The organism is Pectobacterium sp. 1950-15 (assembly GCF_037136835.1).
Lineage (GTDB): Bacteria > Pseudomonadota > Gammaproteobacteria > Enterobacterales > Enterobacteriaceae > Pectobacterium.
This window is the reverse complement of the sequence record NZ_JBBBQR010000007.1, coordinates 95,115-119,631: the sequence shown is the minus strand read 5'-3', so window position 1 is coordinate 119,631 and position 24,517 is coordinate 95,115. Positions and strand designations below refer to the sequence as shown.

Sequence of the window (24,517 nt, the reverse complement as noted above, 5' to 3'; positions counted from 1 at the left end):
TTGATATGGATTTCTTAAAACCCGACGTTGCGGCCGATTGCACCTTAGTGGTGCTTGTCTCCACCGCGCAAATAAATTACCCAATATGTTAAACCGACCATTACGCCGCCGCCGATGATGTTCCCCAGAGTGACGGGAATCAGGTTATCGGTGATGAAGTGGCTAACGGTTAAATGTTCAAACTGAGACGGTGCCATACCGATGGCATTCCAGAATTCCGGCGTCGCAAAATTCTTGATAACGATGCCCATAGGAATCATGAACATGTTGGCGATGCTGTGCTCAAAGCCGCTGGAAACAAACATGGCGACAGGCAGAATCATGGTAAACATTTTGTCGGTAAGCGTACGGCCAGAATAGCTCATCCACACGGCCAGACAGACGAGCAGGTTGGCCAGAATCCCCAGGCACAGTGCTTCAACAAACGTATGTTCCAGTTTGTGTTCTGCCGTTTGCAGGACATTGAGTCCCCACGCGCCGTTTGCGACCATGTGCTCTCCCGAGAACCAGATAAGCCCAACGAAGAAAAGCGCGCCAATCAGGTTGCCGACATAGACATTTGCCCAGTTATAGGCTAGTTGCTTCCAGGTAATACGTCCACTGGCTTTGGCTATCACGATGAGAACGGTTGAGGTAAACAAGTCTGCACCGCAGACGACAACCAACATGAGGCCAAGGGAGAAACAGATACCACCGATCAACTTTGCGATACCGAAAGGAATCGTCGCGGTTCCCGTAGTGGCAGTAATATAAAAGACGAAGGCGATCGAAATAAATACACCCGCGGTTATCGCCAAATAAAACGTCGTACACGGTTGTTTGGTAGCTTTATAAACTCCGGCGTCTTCAGCAACTTTTGCCATTGCAGCCGGGAGTAATAGAGTAAAGGGGTTGTCAGCTTTCACACTAACTCTCTCTTAAAAATTATCAGCATTGAGATACTAACAAAGCAGTATACGGTAAAATTTGACGTGGATCATATTGCAAGAAATTAACAAGGCGGTGAGGAGGGTTGGATACCGTATTTTTCTGGTTAAGTATTTGAATTTTTTTATAAAAAAATATTTTAAATTTTGCAAAAAGAGTTGAATTGGATACGTTAAACCTACCGATTTAGCGTTAATAAAAATCATGTTTTGTAGAATTTCAGTACCACCTTGTCGACGTAATTTAATTAAAAATTCACCATTCAATAACAATGTTCTGATTATGCATTACGAATAATAAATATGACTCTGTGGATAATAAAAATAGCCCTTTAAAATAAAGGGCTATTTAGGGTGGACAGAGGCAGATTGCTATTTGCCATAGCGCGTATTCATCAATATAAGACGCGCTGGTTGCCTCAGTCAGACATTATTTTGCCTGCCAGTAACGACGTTTAGCCTGTTGCAGTTTCTCATAGGCCGCCAACAGGGACTGGTGTGCAGGTAACGTGGTGAAGGTATCATCCACGGCAAACAAGCCGTAGAAGCAGGCTTCGCCAGCCACGGCGGCGCTGGCGGCATCGACCGTTTCACTGCCGTACATTTTGGTAAAGGCGTCGTAATATTCTGCCGGGTCGCGCTCAGGTTCCTGTGCCAGTAACAGCAGGGTCTGAAGGCAACGGTAATAATTGCTGCGCTGCGCCGTAAAGACGGAGTCGTTGAAGTCCTGCGTCCACTCTGTCCAGCTTAGCGCCTGATCCAGATCGCCGCCGGCCAGTGCCAGCATCGCTTTCAATTCGCCAACGCGCAGAGTAAACCAGCCATTATCTTTACCGGTGGCAATGCCGAGCAGTTCGCGTACGCGGGTGAAGTCATCCAGCCCTTCATCATCCAGCTGTTGCAACAGCGCCAGATAGTCTTCTTTTTCCCACTTGCTATCAGGCAGCGCCAGCAGCGTGTCACGCAGGTGAGCACCCATGCTGTTATTGGCCAATAACAGATCGTCAGCAGGGTAGATGTCTGACATTCCCGGCACGATGATGCGGCAGGCGTAAACAGACAGATGCTCATAGTCGGCAATATAAACTTCTTTATCTTCCTGTTTGAAAATCGCCATTAGCGTGGCGAATTCTTCTTCTGTCGATCCTTTAAAGCTCCAGTCGGCAAATTCATAATCCGCTTCTTTCTTGAACATATCCCAGGAGATCAGACCGCTGGAATCGATAAAGTGGGTTTCCAGATTGGCGTGTTCGGCCACTTCTTCATCATCAAACGTCGGCGGGGTGAAGACGTCCAGATCTTTCAGACCGCGACCTTGCAGCAGTTCGGTGACGGTACGCTCCAGCGCTACGCCGAAATCAGGGTGCGCGCCGAAGGAGGCAAAGCAGGTGCCGTTAGCCGGGTTAAACAGGACTACGCAGATAACCGGGTATTTCCCGCCTAGTGAGGCATCGTAAGAGAAAATCGGGAAGCCTTCTTTTTCCAGCGTCGCAATCGCTTCGACCACGCCAGGGTAGCGATTCAGCACCGCTTGCGGGATTTCCGGCAAACTGATGGACTCGGCAATGATGCGGTTTTTGATGCTACGCTCGAACACTTCAGACAGCCCCTGAACGCGGGCTTCGTTGGCGGTGTTCCCGGCGGACATCCCGTTAGAAACGTACAGGTTACCGATGATATTCATCGGGATATAAACGGTTTGCTGATCGGATTGACGGGTAAACGGCAGTGCGCAAATGCCTCTGTCGGCATTGCCAGATTGCAGATCGATAAGATCGCTAGCGCTCAGTTCTTGCTCAGGATCGTAAAACTTGTGCAGGCGGGCATCCAGAACGCCTTCCGGTAATGCATCATTTTCCGGGATCGGGAACCATTTTTCATTCGGGTAGTGAACGAAATCACCGTTGGCGATCGTCTTGCCGAGATAGAAGTCAGCGAAGAAATAGTTGGTGGACAGACGTTCGAAATACTCGCCTAACGCGGAAGCCAGTGCTGCTTTCTTACTGGCGCCTTTGCCGTTAGTGAAGCAGAGCGGGCAATCGCGGTCTCGAATATGGACAGACCAGACGTTTGGCACCGGGTTCAGCCATGACGCTTCTTCGATGTTAAACCCCAGGTCTTGGAGCTGTTGTTGAAAACGGGCGATGGAATCTTCCAGGGCGGCGTCTTTGCCTGGGATAAACGTTTGAGTCATGGTGTTCACTCTTATCGAGATTAGCGGAAGCGGCATGATACGGATTTTTCTGTCCAGACTCTATTTATTCATAACAGATCGACAACAGTGAAAAAGAACAGACGGCGTAACGTGCCGTTTTGCATAATGAAAGCGCAATAAGCGTTGCAGCCGCGATTGACGAGTGATAAAACCGATAGCAGGGTAAAAGTAGTGTGGTTATGGCGGTCGTTCCGTTATAACTACTATCTTGTAACAGCGGTATTTTTATAACCGACAGGTTTATAAAAATGGTATTTGTAACAACGGTGATAAAACAACCGCTATTTTTCAGGTGTGGTGAGGGGAAATGACTCAGATTTTTAATTTTAGCGCCGGTCCAGCAATGCTGCCGGTTGAAGTACTGCGTCGTGCTGAACAGGAATTGTGTAATTGGAATGGCCTGGGTACATCGGTCATGGAAATCAGCCACCGCAGTAAAGAGTTTATGCAGGTTGCCGCTGAATCCGAACAAGATCTGCGTGATTTGCTGAAAATCCCCTCCAACTACAAAGTGCTTTTTTGCCACGGCGGCGCTCGTGCGCAATTTGCGGCAGTCCCATTAAATCTTCTGGGCGAACGTACCACGGCGGACTACATCGACGGCGGATATTGGGCGCACAGCGCAATCAATGAAGCAGAAAAGTACTGCACGCCTAACGTCATTGATGTGAAAACGCGTGTAGACGGCCTGCGCGGTATTAAACCGATGCGTGAATGGCAATTGTCTGATGACGCGGCATTTGTACATTACTGCCCGAATGAAACTATTGACGGTATTGCGATTGAAGAAGAGCCGGATTTTGGCGACAAAATTGTGGTCGCCGACTATTCTTCCAGCATTCTGTCTCGCCGTATTGACGTCAGCCGCTATGGTGTGATCTACGCTGGTGCGCAGAAAAATATCGGCCCTGCAGGTCTGACGCTGGTTATTGTGCGTGACGATTTGCTGGGTAAAGCGCGCCGCGAGCTGCCATCGATTCTGGATTATCAGATTCTGGCGGACAATGACTCCATGTTCAACACGCCGCCGACCTTTGCCTGGTATCTGTCCGGTATGGTCTTCAAATGGCTGAAAGAGCACGGCGGCTTGGCTGAAATGGAAAAACGCAACCAGGAGAAAGCCGACCTGCTGTATAGCGCGATTGACGGTAATGATTTCTATCGTAATGACGTCGCGGTAGCGAACCGTTCTCGTATGAATGTACCGTTCCTGCTGGCGGATGCTGCGCTGGATAAAGTCTTCCTGGAAGAATCCGTTGCCGCAGGCTTGCATGCGCTGAAAGGCCATCGCGTAGTGGGCGGCATGCGTGCGTCGATCTACAACGCCATGCCGTTGGAAGGCGTGAAAGCGCTGACTGAATTTATGGCTGACTTCGCACGTCGCCACGGTTAATTAATACGACCTCGCTATACCCTAAATAATTCGAGTTTCAGGCAGGCGGCAAGAGAAGGCATCCCGATGAGCTTACTCAAGTAAGTGATTCGGGTGACAAATCTGCCGGGAGCAGATTTGAACGCTGCTTGCAGCGGCCCTTCAGGGCGAGGCCCACGACGGGCCGAGTATTTGAACGTAGCCAACGCACATGCAACTTGAAGTATGACGGGTATATACATTTTTATAAACCCCGGGCTTGCCGGGGTTTTTATGTCCACGTTGAAAGAATAGGCTTTACATGCAGGAATCCCTGACCCTACAACCCATCAAACTGATTAACGGTACCCTTAACCTTCCAGGCTCAAAAAGCGTCTCTAACCGCGCGCTGTTGCTGGCCGCCTTGTCCGAAGGCAAGACCCGCCTGACTAACCTGTTAGACAGTGACGATGTCCGCCATATGCTGACTGCGTTAACGGCGCTGGGCGTGGAATACCATCTGTCCTCCGATCGGACCGTGTGTGAAATTACCGGTCTGGGGGGCGCGTTTACGGCGTCGCAACCGCTGGAGCTGTTTTTAGGGAACGCGGGTACAGCAATGCGCCCACTGGCTGCCGCGCTGTGCCTGACGGATGGCGACATTGTGCTGACGGGTGAACCCCGTATGAAAGAACGGCCAATCGGGCATCTGGTCGACGCACTGCGTCAGGGCGGGGCGAAAATTGATTATCTGGAGCAGGAAAACTATCCACCGCTGCGTCTGCACGGCGGTTTTCAGGGCGGCGAAATCAGTGTCGATGGTAGCGTATCCAGCCAGTTCCTGACGGCGCTGTTGATGACTGCGCCTCTGGCCGCGCAGGATACGCAAATCAGCATTCAGGGCGATCTGGTTTCTAAACCGTATATCGATATCACGCTGCATATGATGAAAGCGTTTGGTATTGAAGTGCGTAATGAGAACTATCAACGCTTTTTTGTTGCGGGGCGCCAGCAGTATCGCTCTCCGGGCGACTATCTGGTGGAAGGCGATGCGTCATCAGCGTCTTATTTCCTAGCGGCCGCGGCGATTAAAGGCGGCGTTGTGCGCGTGACCGGTGTTGGCCGTAATAGCGTGCAGGGCGATATTCGCTTCGCCGATGTTCTGGAAAGCATGGGGGCGATCGTGCGCTGGGGTGAGGATTATATTGAATGTGAACGCGGCGAACTGCACGCGATCGATATGGATATGAACCACATTCCTGATGCTGCGATGACTATCGCGACGGCGGCGCTTTTCGCACAGGGCGGTACGACTACGCTGCGTAATATCTATAACTGGCGTGTGAAAGAGACGGATCGTCTGGCCGCCATGGCGATTGAACTGCGTAAAGTGGGCGCGGAAGTGGAAGAGGGTAACGACTACATTCGCATTACGCCGCCAGCCAAGCTGAAAGCGGCAGAAATCGGGACATACAACGATCACCGTATGGCGATGTGTTTCTCGCTGGTGGCACTGTCGGACACGCCGGTCACGATTCTCGATCCGAAATGTACCGCCAAAACCTTTCCCGACTACTTCGAACAGCTGGCGCGCCTCAGCGAACTGGCTTAATGCTTCTCTAAGGCACGGTCTCCGTGCCTTTTTTCTTACCCTGTTTATCTCAAACGGCGCTCTGTTTTTCTTCCTGAATTGCGCACTGCATTCAGAGAATGCCTTATTTTTCCCACCATTCCGGCATTGGGGTAACCTTTCTTTGCATTGATGCGTATAATGAGGCTCCGTGATGCCCTAAACGGCATAAGCGGAACTTCCCAGTATTAAAGGAGAGAGAAATGACGGTGATGGCACCGGTAGTTACGGTTGACGGACCGAGCGGCGCAGGCAAAGGTACCTTGTGTAAGGCATTGGCTGAAGCTTTACAGTGGAATTTGCTGGACTCGGGAGCTATCTATCGTGTTTTGGCTCTGGCAGCGTTACACCACCATGTCGATATCGGTTCGGAAGACGCGCTGGTCCCGCTGGCCTCTCATCTTGATGTGCGCTTTGTTGCCGAAGGTGGGCAGCTAAAAGTCATTCTGGAAGGCGAAGACGTTAGCCACGAAATTCGTACCGAAGCGGTAGGTAATACGGCTTCTCAGGCTGCAGCGTTTCCTCGCGTTCGTGAAGCCTTGTTACGTCGGCAACGCGCTTTCCGTGAGGCTCCGGGGTTGATTGCCGATGGTCGTGATATGGGAACGGTGGTCTTTCCTGATGCGCCAGTGAAGATTTTCCTGGACGCCAGCGCGGAAGAACGCGCACAACGTCGCATGCTACAGTTGCAGGGGAAGGGCTTTAATGTTAACTTTGAACGTCTTTTGTCTGAGATAAAAGAACGGGATGAGCGCGATCGCAACCGCCCCGTTGCACCGTTAGTACCGGCTGCCGATGCGTTGGTGCTGGATTCAACGGAAATGACAATTGATGAGGTGATAGCGCGCGCGTTGGCTTATGCCCGCGAAATTTTAGCGTAATCACAGAACACAGAATTTTTACCTCGCTGTAAGGATGCACAGCGGGGCATGTTAAACAACCCCATCGAGCAGGATGCCAGATGGACGTTAAATTGAAACCCTTAAGATTATCAACATGACTGAATCTTTTGCTCAACTCTTTGAAGAATCCCTGAAAGAAATCGAAACCCGTCCTGGTTCCATCGTACGCGGTGTTGTTGTTGCTATTGACAAAGATGTCGTACTGGTTGACGCCGGTCTGAAATCTGAATCTGCCATTCCGGTAGAGCAATTCAAAAATGCACAGGGCGAACTGGAAATTCAGGTTGGTGATGAAGTTGACGTTGCTCTGGACGCTATCGAAGATGGCTTCGGTGAAACGCTGCTTTCTCGCGAAAAAGCTAAACGTCATGAAGCATGGCTGACGCTGGAAAAAGCCTACGAAGAAGCTGCAACTGTTACCGGTATTATCAACGGTAAAGTTAAAGGCGGTTTCACTGTTGAGCTGAACGGCATTCGTGCGTTCCTGCCAGGTTCTCTGGTAGACGTTCGTCCGGTTCGCGATACGCTGCATCTGGAAGGCAAAGAGCTTGAGTTCAAAGTTATCAAGCTGGATCAGAAACGCAACAACGTTGTTGTTTCCCGCCGTGCAGTTATCGAATCTGAAAACAGCGCTGAGCGCGATCAACTGCTGGAAAACCTGCAGGAAGGCATGGAAGTTAAAGGTATCGTTAAGAACCTTACTGACTACGGTGCATTCGTTGATCTGGGCGGCGTTGATGGCCTGCTGCATATCACTGATATGGCTTGGAAACGTGTTAAACATCCAAGCGAAATCGTCAATGTGGGCGACGAAATCACTGTTAAAGTGCTGAAGTTCGACCGCGAGCGTACTCGTGTATCTCTGGGCCTGAAACAGCTGGGCGAAGATCCATGGGTTGCTATCGCTAAACGTTACCCAGAAAGCACGCGTCTGACTGGCCGCGTGACTAACCTGACTGACTACGGCTGCTTCGTTGAAATCGAAGAAGGCGTTGAAGGCCTGGTACACGTTTCCGAAATGGATTGGACCAACAAAAACATCCACCCATCCAAAGTTGTTAACGTTGGTGATGTAGTGGAAGTGATGGTTCTGGATATCGACGAAGAACGTCGTCGTATCTCTCTGGGCCTGAAACAGTGCAAATCTAACCCATGGCAGCTGTTCGCAGAAACCCACAACAAGGGCGACCGCGTTGAAGGTAAAATCAAGTCTATCACTGACTTCGGTATCTTCATCGGCCTGGACGGCGGCATCGATGGTCTGGTGCACCTGTCCGACATCTCCTGGAACGTGGCTGGCGAAGAAGCCGTTCGCGAATACAAGAAAGGTGATGAAATCGCCGCTGTTGTTCTGCAGGTTGACGCAGAGCGCGAGCGTATCTCTCTGGGCGTGAAACAACTGGCTGAAGATCCGTTCAATAACTACCTGTCTGTTAACAAGAAAGGTGCTATTGTTACTGGTAAAGTTACAGCAGTTGACGCCAAAGGTGCTACAGTTGAATTAGCAGACGGCGTAGAAGGCTACCTGCGTGCTTCTGAAGCTTCTCGTGACCGCGTTGAAGACGCAACACTGGTACTGAACGTTGGCGACAGCGTTGAAGCGAAATACACCGGTGTTGATCGTAAAAACCGCGTTGTTAGCCTGTCTGTTCGTGCGAAAGACGAAGCTGACGAGAAAGATGCAATCGCAACTGTCAACAACAAGCCTGAAGAAAGCAATTTCTCCAACGCGATGGCAGAAGCGTTCAAAGCAGCTAAAGGCGAGTAATCACAACGGTAGAATGAGCAACGTAAGTTGCTCATTCTTGTAACGGTAGTCAGTTATCCTGGTTATTGATAGCCACGCATTTGGAGGAGCTATGACCAAGTCTGAACTTATTGAAAGGCTTGCTGGACAGCAATCTCATATCCCGGCCAAAGTGGTTGAGGATGCAGTGAAAGAAATGCTTGAACAAATGGCTTCTACGTTAGCCGAAGGCGATCGTATAGAAATCCGTGGGTTTGGCAGCTTCTCACTTCACTACCGTGCACCGCGTGTAGGTCGTAATCCGAAAACGGGTGATAAAGTTGAGCTGGAAGGTAAGTACGTCCCTCACTTTAAGCCAGGTAAGGAACTCCGCGACCGCGCTAACATTTATGGTTAATCGTTAGTCATAAATGCCAGCCTTATAGAAGCACCCTTTATTGGGTGCTTTTTTTATGCTTATCATTCTTCTTCTTTTTTCTGAAATGCTGCACGACAGATGATTTGGCCTGATAACCAATCAGGGACTATCTTACGCTGCACGCCTCTTCTTTCCCGCTTATTCGATCGACTCAGTGACCGTCCACACACGAAATATGAATTTTTTGATTTCCAACCGTTTGGATGTTGAAGTTTTGACGGTTGTTACCTATTTTTCATTCGGTACATTAACATTTCTAATGCGTTACCTCTAAATAAGGAAAGTGTATGAGTGAAGCGTGTGGTCATTCCGGCGGCATAAGCTGTTCCTGTTGCAGTCCTCTGTGGAAATCATTTCTCCCTAAAACGTCAATTGATATTCCGGAAGAAGAAAATAGTCTGTTTACCGAAACGAAATTATTCCGCTCTGCGCCAAATAAAGATGGTAGTCCTGGAAAAGCGATTCTGACGCTAGAGGATGGGCAGGACGTGGCGGTTGAAGCGATGGGGATTCATGACGGACTGGTGGTTGCAACGGGGGCATACCAAGATGTGAAGGCCAAAATGCCGAAAAACACATCGGAGCACCTATTATCAGGTAAGCAAGCACTGTTGCCAGGCCTGATTGAACCGCATGTACATATCATTAATACGGCGATGCTATCTGCTATCGGCAATGACGTTAGCCCGTTTGAAGAACAGATATTACGCAAAGATTATAATAGGGACTGGGTGACATCCCATCTAGCTGAGAAAGCAACATCGAATACGGACAAAAACGATACTTGGCTTGTCGGCTTTGGCGCCGATCCCTCTTTGTTTATTGGTGGAGAGAAGGAATTTAATGCTGCCGTTCTTGATGATTATGTGACGGATAAACGACCCGTTTTTGTCATCAATGCCTCGATGCACATTGCCTATATCAATACCTGTGCCATTAAACTTGTCAAAACTAAAGGCGTTGTTGCTCCATCGGACGGTATCCTGAAAGAAATTGACGGGATACAACCTGTCGTGAATGTCATTGTTAGCAGTTATCCCAAAGAAAAATTGGCACTCATGCTAATTAAAGCGGTTAATACATTGTTTGGTGTGGCGAGTAAACGCGGTGTGACTTATATGCTCGATGCGGGCGTTGAACCCAAAGGTACTCAGCCGGGCTTCGATCAAGTGAGTTTTCTGGACAAATGGGCGCATCTGCCGGGCTGTCCCGTGCGGATTGGTGGCGCGCTGCTCGTGACAAGTGATAGTGATTTCAAGAGTCACGTGGTGGGTTCTTACTCCCCAGGATACGGTGACGAACACTTTCACTTACCGTATATCAAGATTATTTCGGATGGCTCTAATCAAGGGCTGACGGGATATCAATCCTCGCCATATTGCTGTAACAGCCGCTATGAAAAAACGCCGAGTGAAACAAATGTTGGTGCTTTCAACTTCAATCCTCTCACGAGCATCAATACGTTGGTGGGTAGCGTTGTGCAACATAAATGGCCGTTGATGATTCATACGAATGGTGATGAAGCCATTCGGCTGACGTTAGCGTCATTTAAAGAGGCTGGTGTGACATCGGCTACTTATGAACAGCGCCGCGATCGTTTGGAACATGCATCCCTGCTGACCGATGACCATCTGTCTGAAATGAAGCTACGCGGTATTTCACCGAGTTTCTTGATTGGTCATGTGGGGTATTGGGGCTGGGAATTTCAGCAAACCATATTGGGAGAGGAGCGCGCAGATCACCTCGACCGCTGCCAATCCGCTCTTAATCACGGGATGAGGATTACGCTACACAGCGATAACGGTGTTACGCCGCTCGGCCCGCTGCGCATGATGGAACAGGCTATTTCACGAGTGATGGAAGGCGCACCTCAACAGGCGACTGCTGCTGTGTTGCGTGAGCAAGAACGGATTTCCCGTTTCGCCGCGCTGAAAGCCGCAACCTATGATGCCGCCTGGCAATGTCATGCAGATCGGTGGGTCGGTTCGCTCGTTGCAGGTAAATGTGCTGATTTTGTGATTCTGGCGGATTCTCCGCTGACCTATGACTCAGCAGATAAGAATAATCCGGTCAAAGATATGCGTGATATCCCGGTTCTGGAAACCTGGAAAGGGGGGCGTAAAGTGCATTCAGGCGCTGGTCATTCTTAACGTCGCATCATGCTAAAGCCCCGCGTTATCATTGACCGATAACGCGGGGAAAGGCTTACTTATTGTGGCGATCTTTCAGACGATTGATGATGGTCGCCAGATCTAAATCCTGATCCTGCAACAGCACCAGCAGGTGGTACATTAAATCCGCGGCTTCATTGGTCAGCTCTTCGCGATCATGTACCGTTGCCGCGAGTGCGGTTTCCAGTCCTTCCTCACCCACTTTCTGCGCAATACGCTTGGTGCCGCTGGCATACAGGCGTGCGGTATACGAGCTATCCGGGTCAGCGTGCTTACGCTCGGCCAGCAGTTGCTCCAACTGGTAGAGGAACGTCCAGTCGCTGGCAGCAGGCGAGAAGCAGCTGCTGGTGCCCAGATGACAGGTTGGCCCGATGGGGTTAACCAGAATCAGCAGCGTATCATTATCGCAGTCTGGCGTAATCGAGACGACATTCAGGAAATGGCCGGAAGATTCGCCTTTGGTCCACAGCCGCTGCTTGGTACGTGAGAAAAATGTGACTTTACCGCTCTTCTCCGTGGCCTGTAAGGCGTCCTGATTCATGTAGCCTAGCATCAACACTTCACCGGATACCGCGTGTTGCACGACAACCGGCAGCATGCCGTCCGTTTTTTCCCAATCGAGTTGGTTCCGTTGTTCGTCGTTTAGAAAGCACTCTTCGCTTAACACACTCGAATCTCCACACCCTGTTGCTTAAGATATTGTTTCAGTTCGCCAATATTAATAATTTGCTTATGAAACACCGATGCTGCCAGCGCGCCATCTACATGAGCGGTTTGGAATGCATCCAGAAAATGTTCCATGGTGCCTGCGCCGCCGGAAGCGATAAGCGGAACATTGCAGACATCACGTACCAGATTGAGCTGGTGTAAATCATAGCCGTTGCGCACGCCGTCCTGATTCATCATGTTCAGGACAATCTCACCCGCGCCGCGCTTTTGCACTTCCTCTACCCAATCCAGCGTTTCCCAGGTGGTGACTTTGGTGCGCGCTTCATCGCCTGTGTACTGATTAACGTGGTAGCGACCCGTCGCGGCATCGTGCCAGGTATCAATCCCGACGACGATGCACTGCACGCCATAACGATCGGCCAATCGGGTAATCAACTCAGGGTCAGCCAGCGCTGGTGAGTTGATGGAAATTTTATCCGCGCCGAAAGAGAGAATTTGGCCTGCTTCTTCCACGCTTTTAATACCGCCCGCCACGCAAAAGGGAATATCGATGACTTCGGCAACGCGGGATACCCAACTTTTATCGACCACGCGGCCATCGGAAGAGGCGGTAATATCATAAAACACGAGCTCATCCGCACCTTCCTGCGCGTAGCGCTGCGCCAGCGGCACGATGTCACCGATGATTTCGTGATTGCGGAACTGCACACCTTTGACGACCTGGCCGTTACGCACGTCCAGACAGGGGATTATCCGTTTTGCCAGCATGAAATAGCCTCCGCGACGTTAAATTTACCTTCCAGCAGCGCACGACCCACGATCACGCCTTGCACACCGCTACCGCGCAAATTGGCGATATCTTCCAGGTTGCCGATGCCGCCGGATGCCTGAAAGGCGATCTGCGGATAGCGCTGGCTGATTTCACGATAGAGTTCGACGTTGGAACCGCTCAGCGTACCGTCACGGGAAATGTCAGTACACAGTACATGCTTCAGACCGAACGGCAGATATTGTTCGACGACCTGCTCAAGCGTGGCGTCAGAATTTTCTTGCCAGCCGCTGATGGCGACGAACTTTGTGCCGTTGGCGTCAATACGCACGTCCAACGCCAGCACCAGCGCTTCTGCACCGTAGCGAGTGAACCATTGCTGAACCAATTCCGGCTGTTTAACGGCGGTGGAGCCGATAACGACACGGCTGGCACCGGCTTTTAATAACGCCTCCACGTCCTGTTCGGTGCGGATACCGCCGCCGATCTGAACCGGTACGCTAACGCCAGCCAACAGCGTGGTTAATAGCGGAATCTGGCGGGCAGAAGGATCTTTTGCGCCAGTCAAATCCACCAAGTGCAGCACGCCAGCCCCTTGCTGCTGGTAATCCTGCAGGCGGGGAAGCGGATCGCTGCCGTACTGGCGCTGTTGGCCATAATCACCCTGATGCAGACGGACAACCTGTCCATCAATCAGATCTAATGCGGGAATAATCATGACGCTCTACATCTCCAGAAAGTTTTTCAGCAGTTGCGCACCCGCAGCACCAGAGCGCTCTGGGTGGAATTGCACGCCAAAGAAATTATCTTTTTCCAGCGCGGCAGTGAACGCTTCGCCGTAGTTGGCTTGGGCAATCGTGTTTTCGCACACTGGCATGGCGTAGCTGTGAACGAAATAGAAATAGGCACCGTCATCGATATCGCGGAATAAACGGTGTCCGGCCTTCGGAATCACCTGATTCCAGCCCATGTGTGGTAGCGGCAAGCCGTGGTCAACCATCTTTTGCACCGGTGAATCGACAATCCCCAGCGTGGGGATGCCACCATTTTCGTCGCTGTGTGTCCCCAGCAATTGCATGCCGAGGCAAATACCGAGAACCGGTTGAGTACAGGCTTTGATCAGCGCGATCAGTTCACGTTCTTCCAGTTGATTCATCGCCGCCTGCGCGGTGCCAACGCCCGGCAGAAACAGCTTATCTGCCTGCAGGACTATCTCGGCCTCGCGACTGACTACGGGGGTATACCCCAATCGCTGAACGGCATAGGTGACTGAAGAGAGGTTGGCGCAGCCGGTATCAAGAATGACGACCTTCATCAGAGCACTCCTTTCGAGCTCGGCAGCGTATCACCTTCGACGCGAATTGCCTGACGCAGCGTGCGTCCGAAGACTTTAAACAGGCTTTCCACACGGTGATGATCGTTACGCCCCTTGGTTTTCAGGTGGAGCGTACAGGCCATGGAATAAGACAGCGAGCGGAAGAAGTGCTCGACCATTTCCGTGCTCAGGTCTCCTACGCGCTGGTAGCTGAACTCCGCCTTATATTCCAGATGCGGACGCCCGGAAATATCCAGTGCGCAGCGCGCCAGACATTCATCCATTGGCAAGACAAAGCCAAAACGGCCGATGCCACGTTTGTCGCCCAGCGCTTTATTCAGCGCCTCACCCAGCGCCAGCCCGGTATCTTCCACCGTGTGATGATCGTCAATGTACAGATCGCCTTTCACTTCAATATTCATGCGGAAGCCGCCGTGGGTGGCGATTTGATCCAGCATGTGATCGAAGAAGCCGACGCCAGTGTTAATTTTGCTGCCGCCTTCCTGATCCAGCCAGACGTTCACGTCAATTGCGGTCTCGCGCGTGACGCGGTTAACGTGGGCATGGCGATTGCGTTTGGTTAACTGGTTGGTAATCGCTTGCCAGTTCAGCCCGCCGCGCTGGTAGAGCAGGCCGGTAATGCCCATGTTTTGCGCCAGTTGGATATCGGTCTGGCGGTCGCCGATGACGTAGCTATTTGCCACATCCATCAGGCCATTATTCAAATAGCTGGTGACCAGTTCGGTTCTGGGTTTGCGGCAAGCGCAGTTATCCGCCGGTAAGTGTGGGCAAATCAGCACTTGTTCAAACTGGATGCCCTGCGATGTCAGAATCTGCATCATCAGGTTATGTGGTGGATCGAAGGTTTCCTGCGGAAAGCTCTCGGTTCCCAGCCCATCCTGATTTGTGATCATCACCAGCGTATAACCGGCCTTTTGCAGCGCCAGCAGCGAGGGAATGACATCTGGTTCCAGCGCCAGTTTATCCAGACGGTCAACCTGAAAATCCTCAGGTGGTTCAGCAATCAATGTTCCGTCACGGTCGATAAAGAGGTATTTCTGGCCCACGTGAGCTCCTTAAAATTAAGCGTTGATGCCCGGCAGTGATTGTAATGCAGCAACAACGCGTTCGCATTCGTAGCGGTTGCCGATAGTAATGCGCAAACAGCCCGCAAGGCTCGGTTGCTTATTTTGGTCACGCAGAATAATGCCCTGATCCCACAGCGTTTTAAATACTGAAGGGGAGGCGGTAAAGCGCACCAGCAGATAGTTGCTTTCGCTGGGGAAGATTTCTTCAATGCAGGGAATGCCTTTTAAGGCATCGCTCAGCCAGCGGCGAGCGGACGTAATCTCCTCAACATTCGCCTTCATTTTGGCGATCCCTTCGCGGCTCAGCGCCTGCGCCGCAATATCCGCCACAGGGGTGGACAACGGATAAGGTGCAATAACTTTCAGCAAAAGCTGAATCACTTCAGGGTTTGCCAGCGTAAAGCCACAGCGCAATCCGGCGAGCGAAAAGGCTTTGGACAAGGTACGCAGAATCACCAAATGAGGAAACTCGTCCAGCCAGACTGCGGTAGTCGCCTGCGGGCAGAATTCAATATAGGCTTCATCGATAACGACCAGCGCTTTTCCCTGTGCCATCGTGAGCAACTGACGTAAATCTTCCTGCGCAATCAGGTTGCCGGTCGGGTTATTCGGGCTGCAAACGTAAATGACTTTGGTGGCGTCCAGCTGTGCCTCGATCGCCTCAAGATCCAACTGCCAGTCTGCTTTGCTGGCTACGGTGCGGCGTTCCACGCCAAACGTCTCGGCGCTGACGGCATACATACCGTAGGTTGGCGGACAGAACAGGATGGCGTCTTTCCCCGGTTCGCAGAACGCACGGATCAATAATTCGATCCCTTCGTCGGCACCGCGGCTGACCAGAACCTGCTCGGGCTGAACACCCGCATACTCGGCGTAACGGTTGATGACCTGTACCGGCTGACATTCCGGGTAGCGGTTCAGCGTTTGTAACGTCAACTGAAATTCCGGTGCTTCAGGGTATTCATTGGCATTCAGCCAGACATCGCCGTTGCCGCCTAGACGACGGGCAGACTGGTAGGGGGTTAACGCACGGACGTTGGCACGTGCCAGTTCTTCAATGCTGCTCATGCTTGCTCCTTCAGTGCTGCGACACGCAGGGTAACGGCGTTTTTGTGGGCAGTCAGCTGTTCGGCCTGTGCCAAAATTTCTATCGTCGGTGCCAGTTGCAGTAACCCCTGCGGCGTGAGCTGCTGTACGGTCATGCGCTTCTGGAAATCGGCCAGACCCAGACTTGAATAGGTTGAGGTATAACCATAGGTCGGCAGAACATGGTTAGTACCGGAGGCGTAGTCGCCAGCGGACTCCGGCGACCAGTCGCCAAGGAACACGGAACCGGCGCTGGTGATGCTATCAACCAGTGATTCGGCATCGCGCGTCTGGATGATCAGGTGCTCTGGGCCATATTGATTGCTGATCTCAACGCACTGCGCCAAATCACGTGCGACGATGACGCGGCTGCTGGCAAGTGCCTGACGCGCGATGTCTGCACGGGACAGTTGCGTGAGCTGTTCTTCAACGGCGTCCGCCACGGCTTTAGCCATTGCCGCGTCTGGCGTGAGCAGAATGACCTGTGAATCTGGGCCGTGCTCTGCCTGCGATAGCAGGTCGGAGGCAACAAACGCGGGCGTTGCGCCGCTGTCGGCGATCACCAGCACTTCGGATGGGCCAGCGGGCATATCAATGGCTGCGCCATCAAGCTGTTGGCTAACCTGACGCTTGGCTTCCGTGACGTACGCATTGCCAGGGCCAAAAATTTTGTCCACTTTCGGCACGCTCTCTGTGCCAAACGCCATCGCAGCAATCGCTTGCGCGCCGCCGAGCTGAAAGACTTCTTTAATGCCGCACAGTTGGGCGGCATACAGAATTTCATCGGCAATCGGCGGCGGCGAGCACAGTACGACGCGACCGCAGCCGGCGATGCGCGAAGGCGTTCCCAACATCAACACGGTTGACGGCAGCGGGGCGGAACCACCAGGAATATACAGGCCGACCGTTGCGATAGGGCGAGTGAGCTGCTGGCAGCGCACGCCCGGCTGCGTTTCGATATCGACAGCCGGCAACTTTTGCGCGTTGTGGAATGTCTCGATATTACGCACGGCGATCGCCATCGCCTGTTTGACGTCATCACCCAGACGCGCCGCGGCTGCGGCGATCTCGGCATCGGTGACGCGAATCGCCTCTACCTGAACTTTGTCAAACTGGGCGCTGTAGTCGCGCAGGGCGCTATCACCACGGCTTTTTACGTTTGCCAGAATATCGCTCACGATGGCGGTGATGCGGTCTGACGCGGAAATGGCCGGGCGAGTCAGTAGCTGACGCTGCTCTTCTGCTGAGCAGCGCTGCCAGTCGACGAGCGTGCTGAAACTGCCGGTGCTGTTGGTGTTATCAGCCATCGCCATCACTCCATCATTTTTTCAATAGGCAGAACCAGAATGGAGCTGGCTCCCAACGATTTCAGTTTTTCCATCGTTTCCCAGAACAGCGTTTCGCTGCTGACCATGTGCATGGCGACGCGACTTTGGTCACCCGCCAGCGGCAGAATGGTCGGACGCTCGGCACCGGGCAGCAGGGAAATGACTTCTTCCAGACGTTCGCTAGGCGCGTGCAGCATGATGTATTTTGATTCGCGCGCCTGAATCACGCCCTGCATACGGGTCAGCAGTTTATCGATCAGCAGCTGTTTCTCTTCTGGCATCTCGCCGTCGCGCTGAATCAGGCAGGCTTTGGAGCGGTAAATCACTTCCACTTCACGCAGGCCGTTGGCTTCCAGCGTGGCACCGGTTGATACCAAATCGCAGATAGCATCGGCCAGACCGGCACGTGGCGCAACTTCAACGGAACCGTTAAGCAGACAGGATTTGAAACTGACAGATTTTCTGTCGAGATATTGTTTGAGCAGGTGAGGATAAGAGGTGGCGATACGTTTGTTTTGCAGACATTCAGGACCGGTATAGGCTTCGTCCAGCGGCATCGCCAGCGACAGGCGGCAGCCGCCAAAGTCCAGACGGCGCAGCGTGAAGTAACGCGGATCTTCGCCCTGAGCGCGGCGGTTTAACAGTTCTTCTTCCAGCACGTTTTCGCCGATGATGCCCAGATCGACTACGCCATCCATCACCAGACCGGGGATATCGTCATCGCGCACGCGCAGGATATCAATCGGCATATTTTCTGCGAACGCGATCAGACGCTGTTGCTGTAAGTTGATTTTGATCCCGCAGCGCGCCAGCAGTTCGCGTGAATCGTCGCTCAGGCGGCCTGACTTCTGCATTGCTATCCGTAAACGTGTTTTATCCAGCATGGAAACCTCATTAACCTGTCAAATTTAAATTTTTGGAAATAGAGCGAGCATAAAAAACGTCGGGAACGTTTTTTAACGTTGCATAGCAACGGCCTGCAAGGTGCGCGCAAGGATAGCGCGCATAAAAAAACCCTCGGAAGATGATCTTCCGAGGGCTCTCTTTGTGTTCTGCGCCACTGGAAGATCTTAACGTCTTCCAGCACCAACTGCCCGAAAGACTAATCAGGATGATGGTGATGATGGTGGTTAAACAGAACGCGTGTCATAAGTTGTCTCTTGGTTGTGTCAGTATTTATTAAATCAATAACGATTTGTCTGTCGAATAACCTAAACCATGTTCGGGTTGTTGTGCAACATTTTTTTAGCAGATGTAGGCAGTTCATTTTGGGTTGTGTGATGCGCCTGCCTAACCGCACGGGATGTCGGCTTGTGATAGGCAGAAAGGGTTGCTGAAATCGGACAGGCAGCCGTAGCGATAGGTATGAAAGCCGTTTACTCTGTAGACGTGCGTAGTGTTACTTAACAAGCTCCTTGCAGGGGAGAACGGCTGATGAAAAAAGTATCGATTGTTGGATTGGGCTGGCTGGGTATGCCGCTGGCTCTGGCGTTAAATGGACACGGCTACCACGTAACGGGAACAAAAACCACTCAGGACGGCGTTGAGGCCGCACGTATGAGCGGCATTGAGTGCTATCAATTGTCTCTGACGCCAGAACTGGAATGTGACGCTGACGAGCTTAGTGCGTTATTACAACAGGTTGATGTCTTGATCGTGACGTTGCCCGCCAGCCGAACGGCGGAGGGGGGGGAAGGGTATGCCCAAGCGGTACAGCAGTTGGTGAATATGGCGCGTGTGTTTCATGTCCCGCGCATTATCTTTACCAGTTCAACCTCGGTCTATGGTGATGGCAGCGGCACGGTAAGAGAAAACTCGCCGCTACGGCCGACGACGATCGCTGGGAAGACGCTGGCGTCCCTCGAACAGTGGTTACAGCATTTGCCTGATACGTCGGTGGATATCCTGCGTTTGGCGGGACTCGTCGGCGGCGATCGCCATCCCGGACGTTTTCTTGCCGGTAAAACCAATCTGCCGCGTGGCAATCATGGCGTGAATCTGGTGCATCAGGAAGATGTGCTGGCGGCCATTCTGCTGCTGCTTAAGCTACCGAACGGTGGACATATCTATAACCTGTGTGCAGCAGAGCACCCGGCCAGACAGGATTTTTATCCTGAACAAGCGCGCAGACTGCATCTGTCTCCACCGCAGTTTGCCCCCGTGACCGAGAGCGATCAGGGCCGGATTGTTGATGGGCTGCGTATCTGCCATGAACTTGGGTTTGACTATCAATACCCTAATCCTTCAACAATGCCGTTGAACGAAGGTTAGCGGAACTGACCGCAACGCGCATCACGGATTTTGATATCACGGTTTTTGATACTACGGATAGGGTGCTTGATACGCCCGGATGCGCATGAGGTTATCCGGGCGTGAGAGGTTAAAATGACGTCCAGTCACTTTCTGACGAAGCGGTTTTCTTGTCCGCCGTGGACACACGTTTTGGCAACGCATGTCGTGGCGTAGACGATGATGTACGTGAAGCGGTGCGGTTGTCAGATTGGGACACGCGGAAGTGTTCGAGTAACTTCTCTAACAACACGGCCTGCTCTTCCAGCGAGTTGGCGGAAATAGAGGATTCCATCACCAGCGAGGCGTTCTGCTGCGTCGTGGTGTCCAGCTCGCTGATGGCCTGTGCAATTTGTCCAATCCCCCGGCTCTGTTCTTCGGAGGCGGATGAGATTTCCCCCATGATGTCGTTCACGCGAGATACGGAAGCAACGATTTGCTCCATGGTTTCTCCGGCAACCGCAACCAGATGGCTACCCGCACTGGTACGTTCGACCGATTCTGAGATCAGAGCTTCGATGTCTTTGGCTGCCTGAGAGCTGCGCTGCGACAAACTGCGGACCTCGCCTGCCACAACGGCAAAACCACGGCCTTGTTCGCCGGCGCGTGCGGCTTCTACCGCGGCGTTCAGCGCCAGAATGTTGGTCTGGAAGGCAATGCTGTTGATGACGGTGGTGATATCGGCGATTTTCCTAGAGCTGGCTGCGATATTGTCCATGGTCGTCACAACCTGTTTCACAACCTCACCGCCTTTAAGGGCATTTTTGGAGGCATCGGCGGCGATCTGGCTGGCATGCTTGGCGTTATCGGCGTTGTTTTTCACCGTCGACGTCAGTTCTTCCATACTGGCTGCGGTTTCCACTACGGCGGCCGACTGCTGCTCGGTACGTGATGAAAGATCGCTATTGCCTGTGGCGATTTTGCTTGCCGATTGGCTGACGCTGCCGACGCTGTCTCGCACTTCGGAGATAACGTGGCGCAGTTGCTCATTCATCGTGCCCATCGCGAGGGTAAGCCGACCGAGTTCATCGTGACGATCGGTATGAATCGAGGTCGTGAGATCGCCACTGGCAATACGTTCCGCCAGCGACAGGTTATGAATGATAGGTCTGGTGATAATTCGGGTGATGTAGATCGAAATAATGATACCAATGATGACGGCGATAAGGCCGATAATCATCGTAACGGTAGCGGAATGATAGGCCAGTTCATCGTTTTTCGCTTTGATAATAGCCGTCAGCGCGTTGATATCTGCGCTGCTTTTCGTTCCGGCTCTCATGACCAGATATTCTGCTTTTTTCACGTCATCGAACGCGGTGTAATAGTCTGCATTAAGCTGTTGGTACTGCTTAATGTTATTTCGTAATGCATCGGCCTGGCTTTTAAGGTCGGCAGGTAAAATCGGCAGTGCCTGATAGGCTGATTCCGTTTCGGCATAACGGTTATTCAGTGCCGTTAATGTCTTCTCATCTTTTGTTATTTGCAGTTCATAACTCAGCTTTTGTACTTCACTTAACAAGAAAGCCAACTTGCTAAGAGCGTAATAAGCATCGTTATCGGGGAATGAACTGGTGCTATGAATGGCCTGTGTAACGGGCTCTAGCGTGGCTTGTGTATGCAGTTGGGTGACTTTGTCCTGAATCCCAACGGCCTTTTGCGTCGCCACGGACATAGCGGATACTGAGGTCTGAAAACCCTCTAAATTTTCTTTTAAGCTGTTAATGTGGCCTGACTCGTCGGCGCTCCAGTCCAGCGTTTTTGCACTGTCTGTTAAATCGGTCGCGCTTTTAACAAAATTTGCCAGAATATCTTTTGTTTTCTCATCGGGCGCGTAGAAATATTTAACGCGATTTATTTTTGCCTGAAATACCTCAATATTGACGCTGTAAATAAGATTGGTTTTTTCATAGATATCTTTAATGTCTTTAAATCTTTTTGTACTCAGCGATGAGGCAATAATCACGAGTAATAAAATAATGCCAAATCCCGCATACAGCTTATGAGCAATTTTTGTGTTACGAATTCGACTGGCAAGATGCTGCATTATAACTCTCCATGTATGACGCTTTTTAGTAAAAACAATGACTACGTTTTATTGCTAACCACTATTTCACTGCTGACGGCTATTTCACTGCGAACGACAATGTCATTTTCCACTACTCAATTTCATGTCCCACTACTATTTCATGTCCCACTACTATGAGTTATCGGGCTGTGTTATCGCGATGTTAGTGTCAAAGTCGGGGATAATAACATTCTGTGATGGGTATCAAGGCAGGCTGTGCAAATGCATAGTGTTTTATGTTAATAATGACAAAATAACGTAGCTAGCTGATTATTCGATGATTTATTTATCGTTGAGATAATATTGTTCTATTGAGTTCAGCCCTGACGGAATATCAGGGCTGAGAGGTTGAGCGTTAGAACGTTGTCCAGCTGGAGTCTTGCGATTGTTTTGATGCAGGCAGCAGGCGTTTCTGCTGTGGCGGCAAACCAGGGATATTGGCTTTTGGTTTACGCCCCTCGTGATCGGATAGGCGGAAGTTCGCTACCATGCTTTCCAGGATGGCAGACTGTTCCTCCAGCGAGTTAGCGGAGATCGAGGATTCCATCACCAGCGCCGCATTCTGCTGCGTCGTGGTGTCCAGTTCGCTGATGGCGCGGGAGATTTGCTCAATGCCGCGGCTTTGCTCATCGGAAGCCGAAGCGATTTCCCCCATGATGTCGTTAACCCGCGAGACGGAGGAGACAATCTGATCCATCGCGGTACCCGCATTCGCGACCAGCTGTGTGCCCACATTGATGCGTGACACCGATTCTGATATCAGGCTGGCGATCTCTTTTGCGGCTTGCGATGTGCGTTGAGAAAGCGTCCGTACCTCGCTGGCAACCACGGCGAATCCACGACCTTGTTCACCGGCTCTTGCGGCTTCTACAGCGGCGTTAAGCGCCAGAATATTGGTCTGGAAAGCAATGCTGTTGATAACGGCGGTAATATCGGCAATCTTGCGTGAACTGTCTGAAATGCCTGACATGGTATCCACCACATCTCGTACCACTTCGCCGCCTTTGTGCGCATTTTGTGATGCTTCCGTGCTAATTTGGCTCGCCTGTTTGGCGTTCTCGGCATTGTTTTTTACGGTCGACGTCAGTTCTTCCATGCTGGCGGCGGTTTCCACGACGGCGGCAGACTGTTGCTCGGTGCGCGAAGAGAGGTCGCTATTACCGGCGGCAATCTTGGCCGCAGAGGCGGACACGCTGTCCACGCTGTCACGCACATCACTGATCATATGGCGCAACTTTTCATTCATCCGCCCCATGGCGGCCGTTAACTGGCCCAGCTCATCATCACGGTCAGCCTCGATCGTTGAGGTCAGATCGCCGGCGGCGATTTTTTCCGCCAGAGAAAGGTTATGAATTACGGGGCGGGTGATTTGGCGGGTAATCAGCAGCGAGATGATAATGCCGATCACCACGGCGATGAGGCCAATGATCATTGTGATGGTCGCGGAGCCGTATGCCAGCGCGTCATTCTTCTCTTTGACGATAGTGATAATCGCTTTAATGGAGGCGCTGCTTTTATCCCCGCCGACCTTCACACCGTCTTCTGCTTTTTTCAGGTCGTTGACGCTCTGGAAGTAATCACTGTTGAGTTTTTTATAACTGGTGACATAGCTTCGCAAGCCCTCTACGGCAACCTTCTGCTCAGGCGTCAGCGCCGCAACGGCAGCCTGATAGCTGCTGTCAACGCGGCTAAAAGCCTCATCGAGCTTCTTCGCGGCATCAGCATTTTGCTTAAGCTGCAACTCGTAGGAGAGCGGCTTCAGTTCTGAAACCTGTGTTGCCAGATCCTCAGTCAGAGACTGTGTGGCGCTATCAGAAGGCTGTTGGCGCAGTGTGGTGTAAAAATCTGCGGTAATGTTTTGCCCGTTGGCGGCGCTGATTTTGTCGCGGTTCTCTACTACGCGCTGCGTGGCTTTTCCCATCTCGGTGATAGCGTTCTGGAATTCAGTCAGGTTCTGGTCAAGGTCATTGATGAGAGCAGCCCCTTCTGGGCTCCATGAGAGTGTTTTTGCTTCGGTGGTTAATTCTGATGCGTGCTTAACGAAGCCTGCCATGGTTTCACGCGATTTTTCATCATAAGAATAAAAATACTTCAGGCGGTTTATTTTGGCCTGAAAAACTTCGATGTTGATGTTGTAAATAAGATTGGTTTTTTCATAAATATCACGAATTTCTCTGAAGCGACCTGCGCTCAGTAGCGATGCAATGATGACCAGTAGCAGGATGACCCCGAACCCAAGATAAAGCTTTTGGGATATTTTAAGATTTCTGATTTTTTTGGCTAAGAACATGACATCTCTCCGGGGATAAATTACTGGTGTCGGTAACAATCAATAAAGGTATGACCCATAGTGCTTATCGGATTTATGATGAATTTTTTTAGTGTGAGAGAAGAAACTAATAATAATTTGTGAGGCTTATCTCTCGCGACTGGACAACTGCACAGCAGACGCCGGTTGAATTACCAATATGTGTTACTGCAATCGTTTAAGAATACACACAGTGAATCGTGATTATTTTTTTAATTTTTAAAAAATAGAGAAGAAAGT

The 24,517-nt window shown here is 51.4% G+C and carries 20 protein-coding genes and 1 other annotated feature; of the genes, 7 read left to right on the top strand and 13 right to left on the bottom strand.

What is annotated here, in order from left to right; genetic code table 11:
- Window positions 1-44: 44 nt before the first annotated feature.
- On the bottom strand, window positions 45-905 hold the full coding sequence (gene focA / locus WCT94_RS10160; RefSeq protein ID WP_336869444.1) for a formate transporter FocA: 861 nt from the start codon (window positions 903-905) through the stop codon (window positions 45-47).
- Between the two features lie 451 nt (window positions 906-1,356).
- Entirely contained in the window at window positions 1,357-3,120 is a 1,764-nt protein-coding gene (ycaO, locus tag WCT94_RS10155) for a 30S ribosomal protein S12 methylthiotransferase accessory factor YcaO (protein WP_336869442.1), read from the bottom strand.
- Window positions 3,121-3,448: 328 nt separating this feature from the next.
- Here ycaO and serC point away from each other — a divergent pair, with 328 nt between their 5' ends.
- From serC to WCT94_RS10125, 6 genes are all read left to right on the top strand, one after another.
- Complete coding sequence (gene serC / locus WCT94_RS10150) at window positions 3,449-4,534, top strand: 3-phosphoserine/phosphohydroxythreonine transaminase (protein ID WP_263059440.1); 1,086 nt, start codon at window positions 3,449-3,451, stop codon at window positions 4,532-4,534.
- A 280-nt stretch (window positions 4,535-4,814) separates the two neighbouring features.
- Window positions 4,815-6,104, top strand: a complete 1,290-nt coding sequence (gene aroA, locus WCT94_RS10145; RefSeq protein ID WP_336869439.1) for a 3-phosphoshikimate 1-carboxyvinyltransferase — start codon at window positions 4,815-4,817, stop codon at window positions 6,102-6,104.
- A 221-nt stretch (window positions 6,105-6,325) separates the two neighbouring features.
- Complete coding sequence (cmk, locus tag WCT94_RS10140; RefSeq protein WP_336869437.1) at window positions 6,326-7,003, top strand: (d)CMP kinase; 678 nt, start codon at window positions 6,326-6,328, stop codon at window positions 7,001-7,003.
- 115 nt (window positions 7,004-7,118) lie between these two features.
- Window positions 7,119-8,792 carry a 30S ribosomal protein S1 gene (gene rpsA, locus WCT94_RS10135; RefSeq protein WP_015839988.1) on the top strand — a complete coding sequence of 558 codons (1,674 nt, stop codon included), beginning with the start codon at window positions 7,119-7,121 and terminating at the stop codon, window positions 8,790-8,792.
- Between the two features lie 91 nt (window positions 8,793-8,883).
- Complete coding sequence (gene ihfB, locus WCT94_RS10130) at window positions 8,884-9,168, top strand: integration host factor subunit beta (protein WP_005967571.1); 285 nt, start codon at window positions 8,884-8,886, stop codon at window positions 9,166-9,168.
- A 308-nt stretch (window positions 9,169-9,476) separates the two neighbouring features.
- Entirely contained in the window at window positions 9,477-11,339 is a 1,863-nt protein-coding gene (locus WCT94_RS10125; protein WP_336869435.1) for an amidohydrolase, read from the top strand.
- Between the two features lie 55 nt (window positions 11,340-11,394).
- Here the strand turns inward: WCT94_RS10125 and hisIE are convergent, their stop codons facing one another.
- The 9 genes from hisIE to hisL form a co-directional block, all read right to left on the bottom strand.
- Complete coding sequence (gene hisIE, locus WCT94_RS10120; RefSeq protein ID WP_336869434.1) at window positions 11,395-12,027, bottom strand: bifunctional phosphoribosyl-AMP cyclohydrolase/phosphoribosyl-ATP diphosphatase HisIE; 633 nt, start codon at window positions 12,025-12,027, stop codon at window positions 11,395-11,397.
- The gene (hisF, locus tag WCT94_RS10115) at window positions 12,021-12,797 is read right to left on the bottom strand and encodes an imidazole glycerol phosphate synthase subunit HisF (protein WP_039481360.1); all 777 of its coding nucleotides are present in this window, start codon (window positions 12,795-12,797) and stop codon (window positions 12,021-12,023) included. Before hisF ends, hisIE begins: the two co-directional genes overlap by 7 nt.
- On the bottom strand, window positions 12,779-13,516 hold the full coding sequence (gene hisA / locus WCT94_RS10110) for a 1-(5-phosphoribosyl)-5-[(5-phosphoribosylamino)methylideneamino]imidazole-4-carboxamide isomerase (RefSeq protein ID WP_127156802.1): 738 nt from the start codon (window positions 13,514-13,516) through the stop codon (window positions 12,779-12,781). Before hisA ends, hisF begins: the two co-directional genes overlap by 19 nt.
- A gap of 6 nt (window positions 13,517-13,522) precedes the next feature.
- A complete protein-coding gene (gene hisH / locus WCT94_RS10105; RefSeq protein WP_015839992.1) occupies window positions 13,523-14,113 on the bottom strand; it encodes an imidazole glycerol phosphate synthase subunit HisH in 591 nt (196 codons plus the stop codon).
- The gene (gene hisB, locus WCT94_RS10100) at window positions 14,113-15,180 is read right to left on the bottom strand and encodes a bifunctional histidinol-phosphatase/imidazoleglycerol-phosphate dehydratase HisB (protein ID WP_180776973.1); all 1,068 of its coding nucleotides are present in this window, start codon (window positions 15,178-15,180) and stop codon (window positions 14,113-14,115) included. Before hisB ends, hisH begins: the two co-directional genes overlap by 1 nt.
- Window positions 15,181-15,195: 15 nt before the next feature.
- Window positions 15,196-16,269 carry a histidinol-phosphate transaminase gene (gene hisC / locus WCT94_RS10095; protein WP_336869430.1) on the bottom strand — a complete coding sequence of 358 codons (1,074 nt, stop codon included), beginning with the start codon at window positions 16,267-16,269 and terminating at the stop codon, window positions 15,196-15,198.
- Entirely contained in the window at window positions 16,266-17,594 is a 1,329-nt protein-coding gene (gene hisD / locus WCT94_RS10090; RefSeq protein WP_336869427.1) for a histidinol dehydrogenase, read from the bottom strand. The genes hisC and hisD overlap by 4 nt, the downstream gene beginning before the upstream one ends.
- A 5-nt stretch (window positions 17,595-17,599) precedes the next feature.
- Complete coding sequence (hisG, locus tag WCT94_RS10085; RefSeq protein ID WP_336869426.1) at window positions 17,600-18,499, bottom strand: ATP phosphoribosyltransferase; 900 nt, start codon at window positions 18,497-18,499, stop codon at window positions 17,600-17,602.
- A 121-nt stretch (window positions 18,500-18,620) separates the two neighbouring features.
- Window positions 18,621-18,742 (bottom strand) — a sequence feature (His leader region).
- Window positions 18,718-18,765 carry a his operon leader peptide gene (hisL, locus tag WCT94_RS10080; RefSeq protein WP_106389040.1) on the bottom strand — a complete coding sequence of 16 codons (48 nt, stop codon included), beginning with the start codon at window positions 18,763-18,765 and terminating at the stop codon, window positions 18,718-18,720. (Overlaps the previous feature by 25 nt.)
- Before the next feature lie 284 nt (window positions 18,766-19,049).
- Between hisL and WCT94_RS10075 the strand changes: the two genes are divergently transcribed.
- The gene (locus WCT94_RS10075; protein WP_336869425.1) at window positions 19,050-19,886 is read left to right on the top strand and encodes an SDR family oxidoreductase; all 837 of its coding nucleotides are present in this window, start codon (window positions 19,050-19,052) and stop codon (window positions 19,884-19,886) included.
- A 109-nt stretch (window positions 19,887-19,995) separates the two neighbouring features.
- On the opposite strand, the gene WCT94_RS10070 is transcribed toward WCT94_RS10075, so the two are convergent.
- Window positions 19,996-21,948, bottom strand: a complete 1,953-nt coding sequence (locus WCT94_RS10070) for a methyl-accepting chemotaxis protein (protein ID WP_336869424.1) — start codon at window positions 21,946-21,948, stop codon at window positions 19,996-19,998.
- Window positions 21,949-22,324: 376 nt separating this feature from the next.
- Entirely contained in the window at window positions 22,325-24,259 is a 1,935-nt protein-coding gene (locus WCT94_RS10065) for a methyl-accepting chemotaxis protein (protein ID WP_336869422.1), read from the bottom strand.
- Window positions 24,260-24,517: the final 258 nt, after the last annotated feature.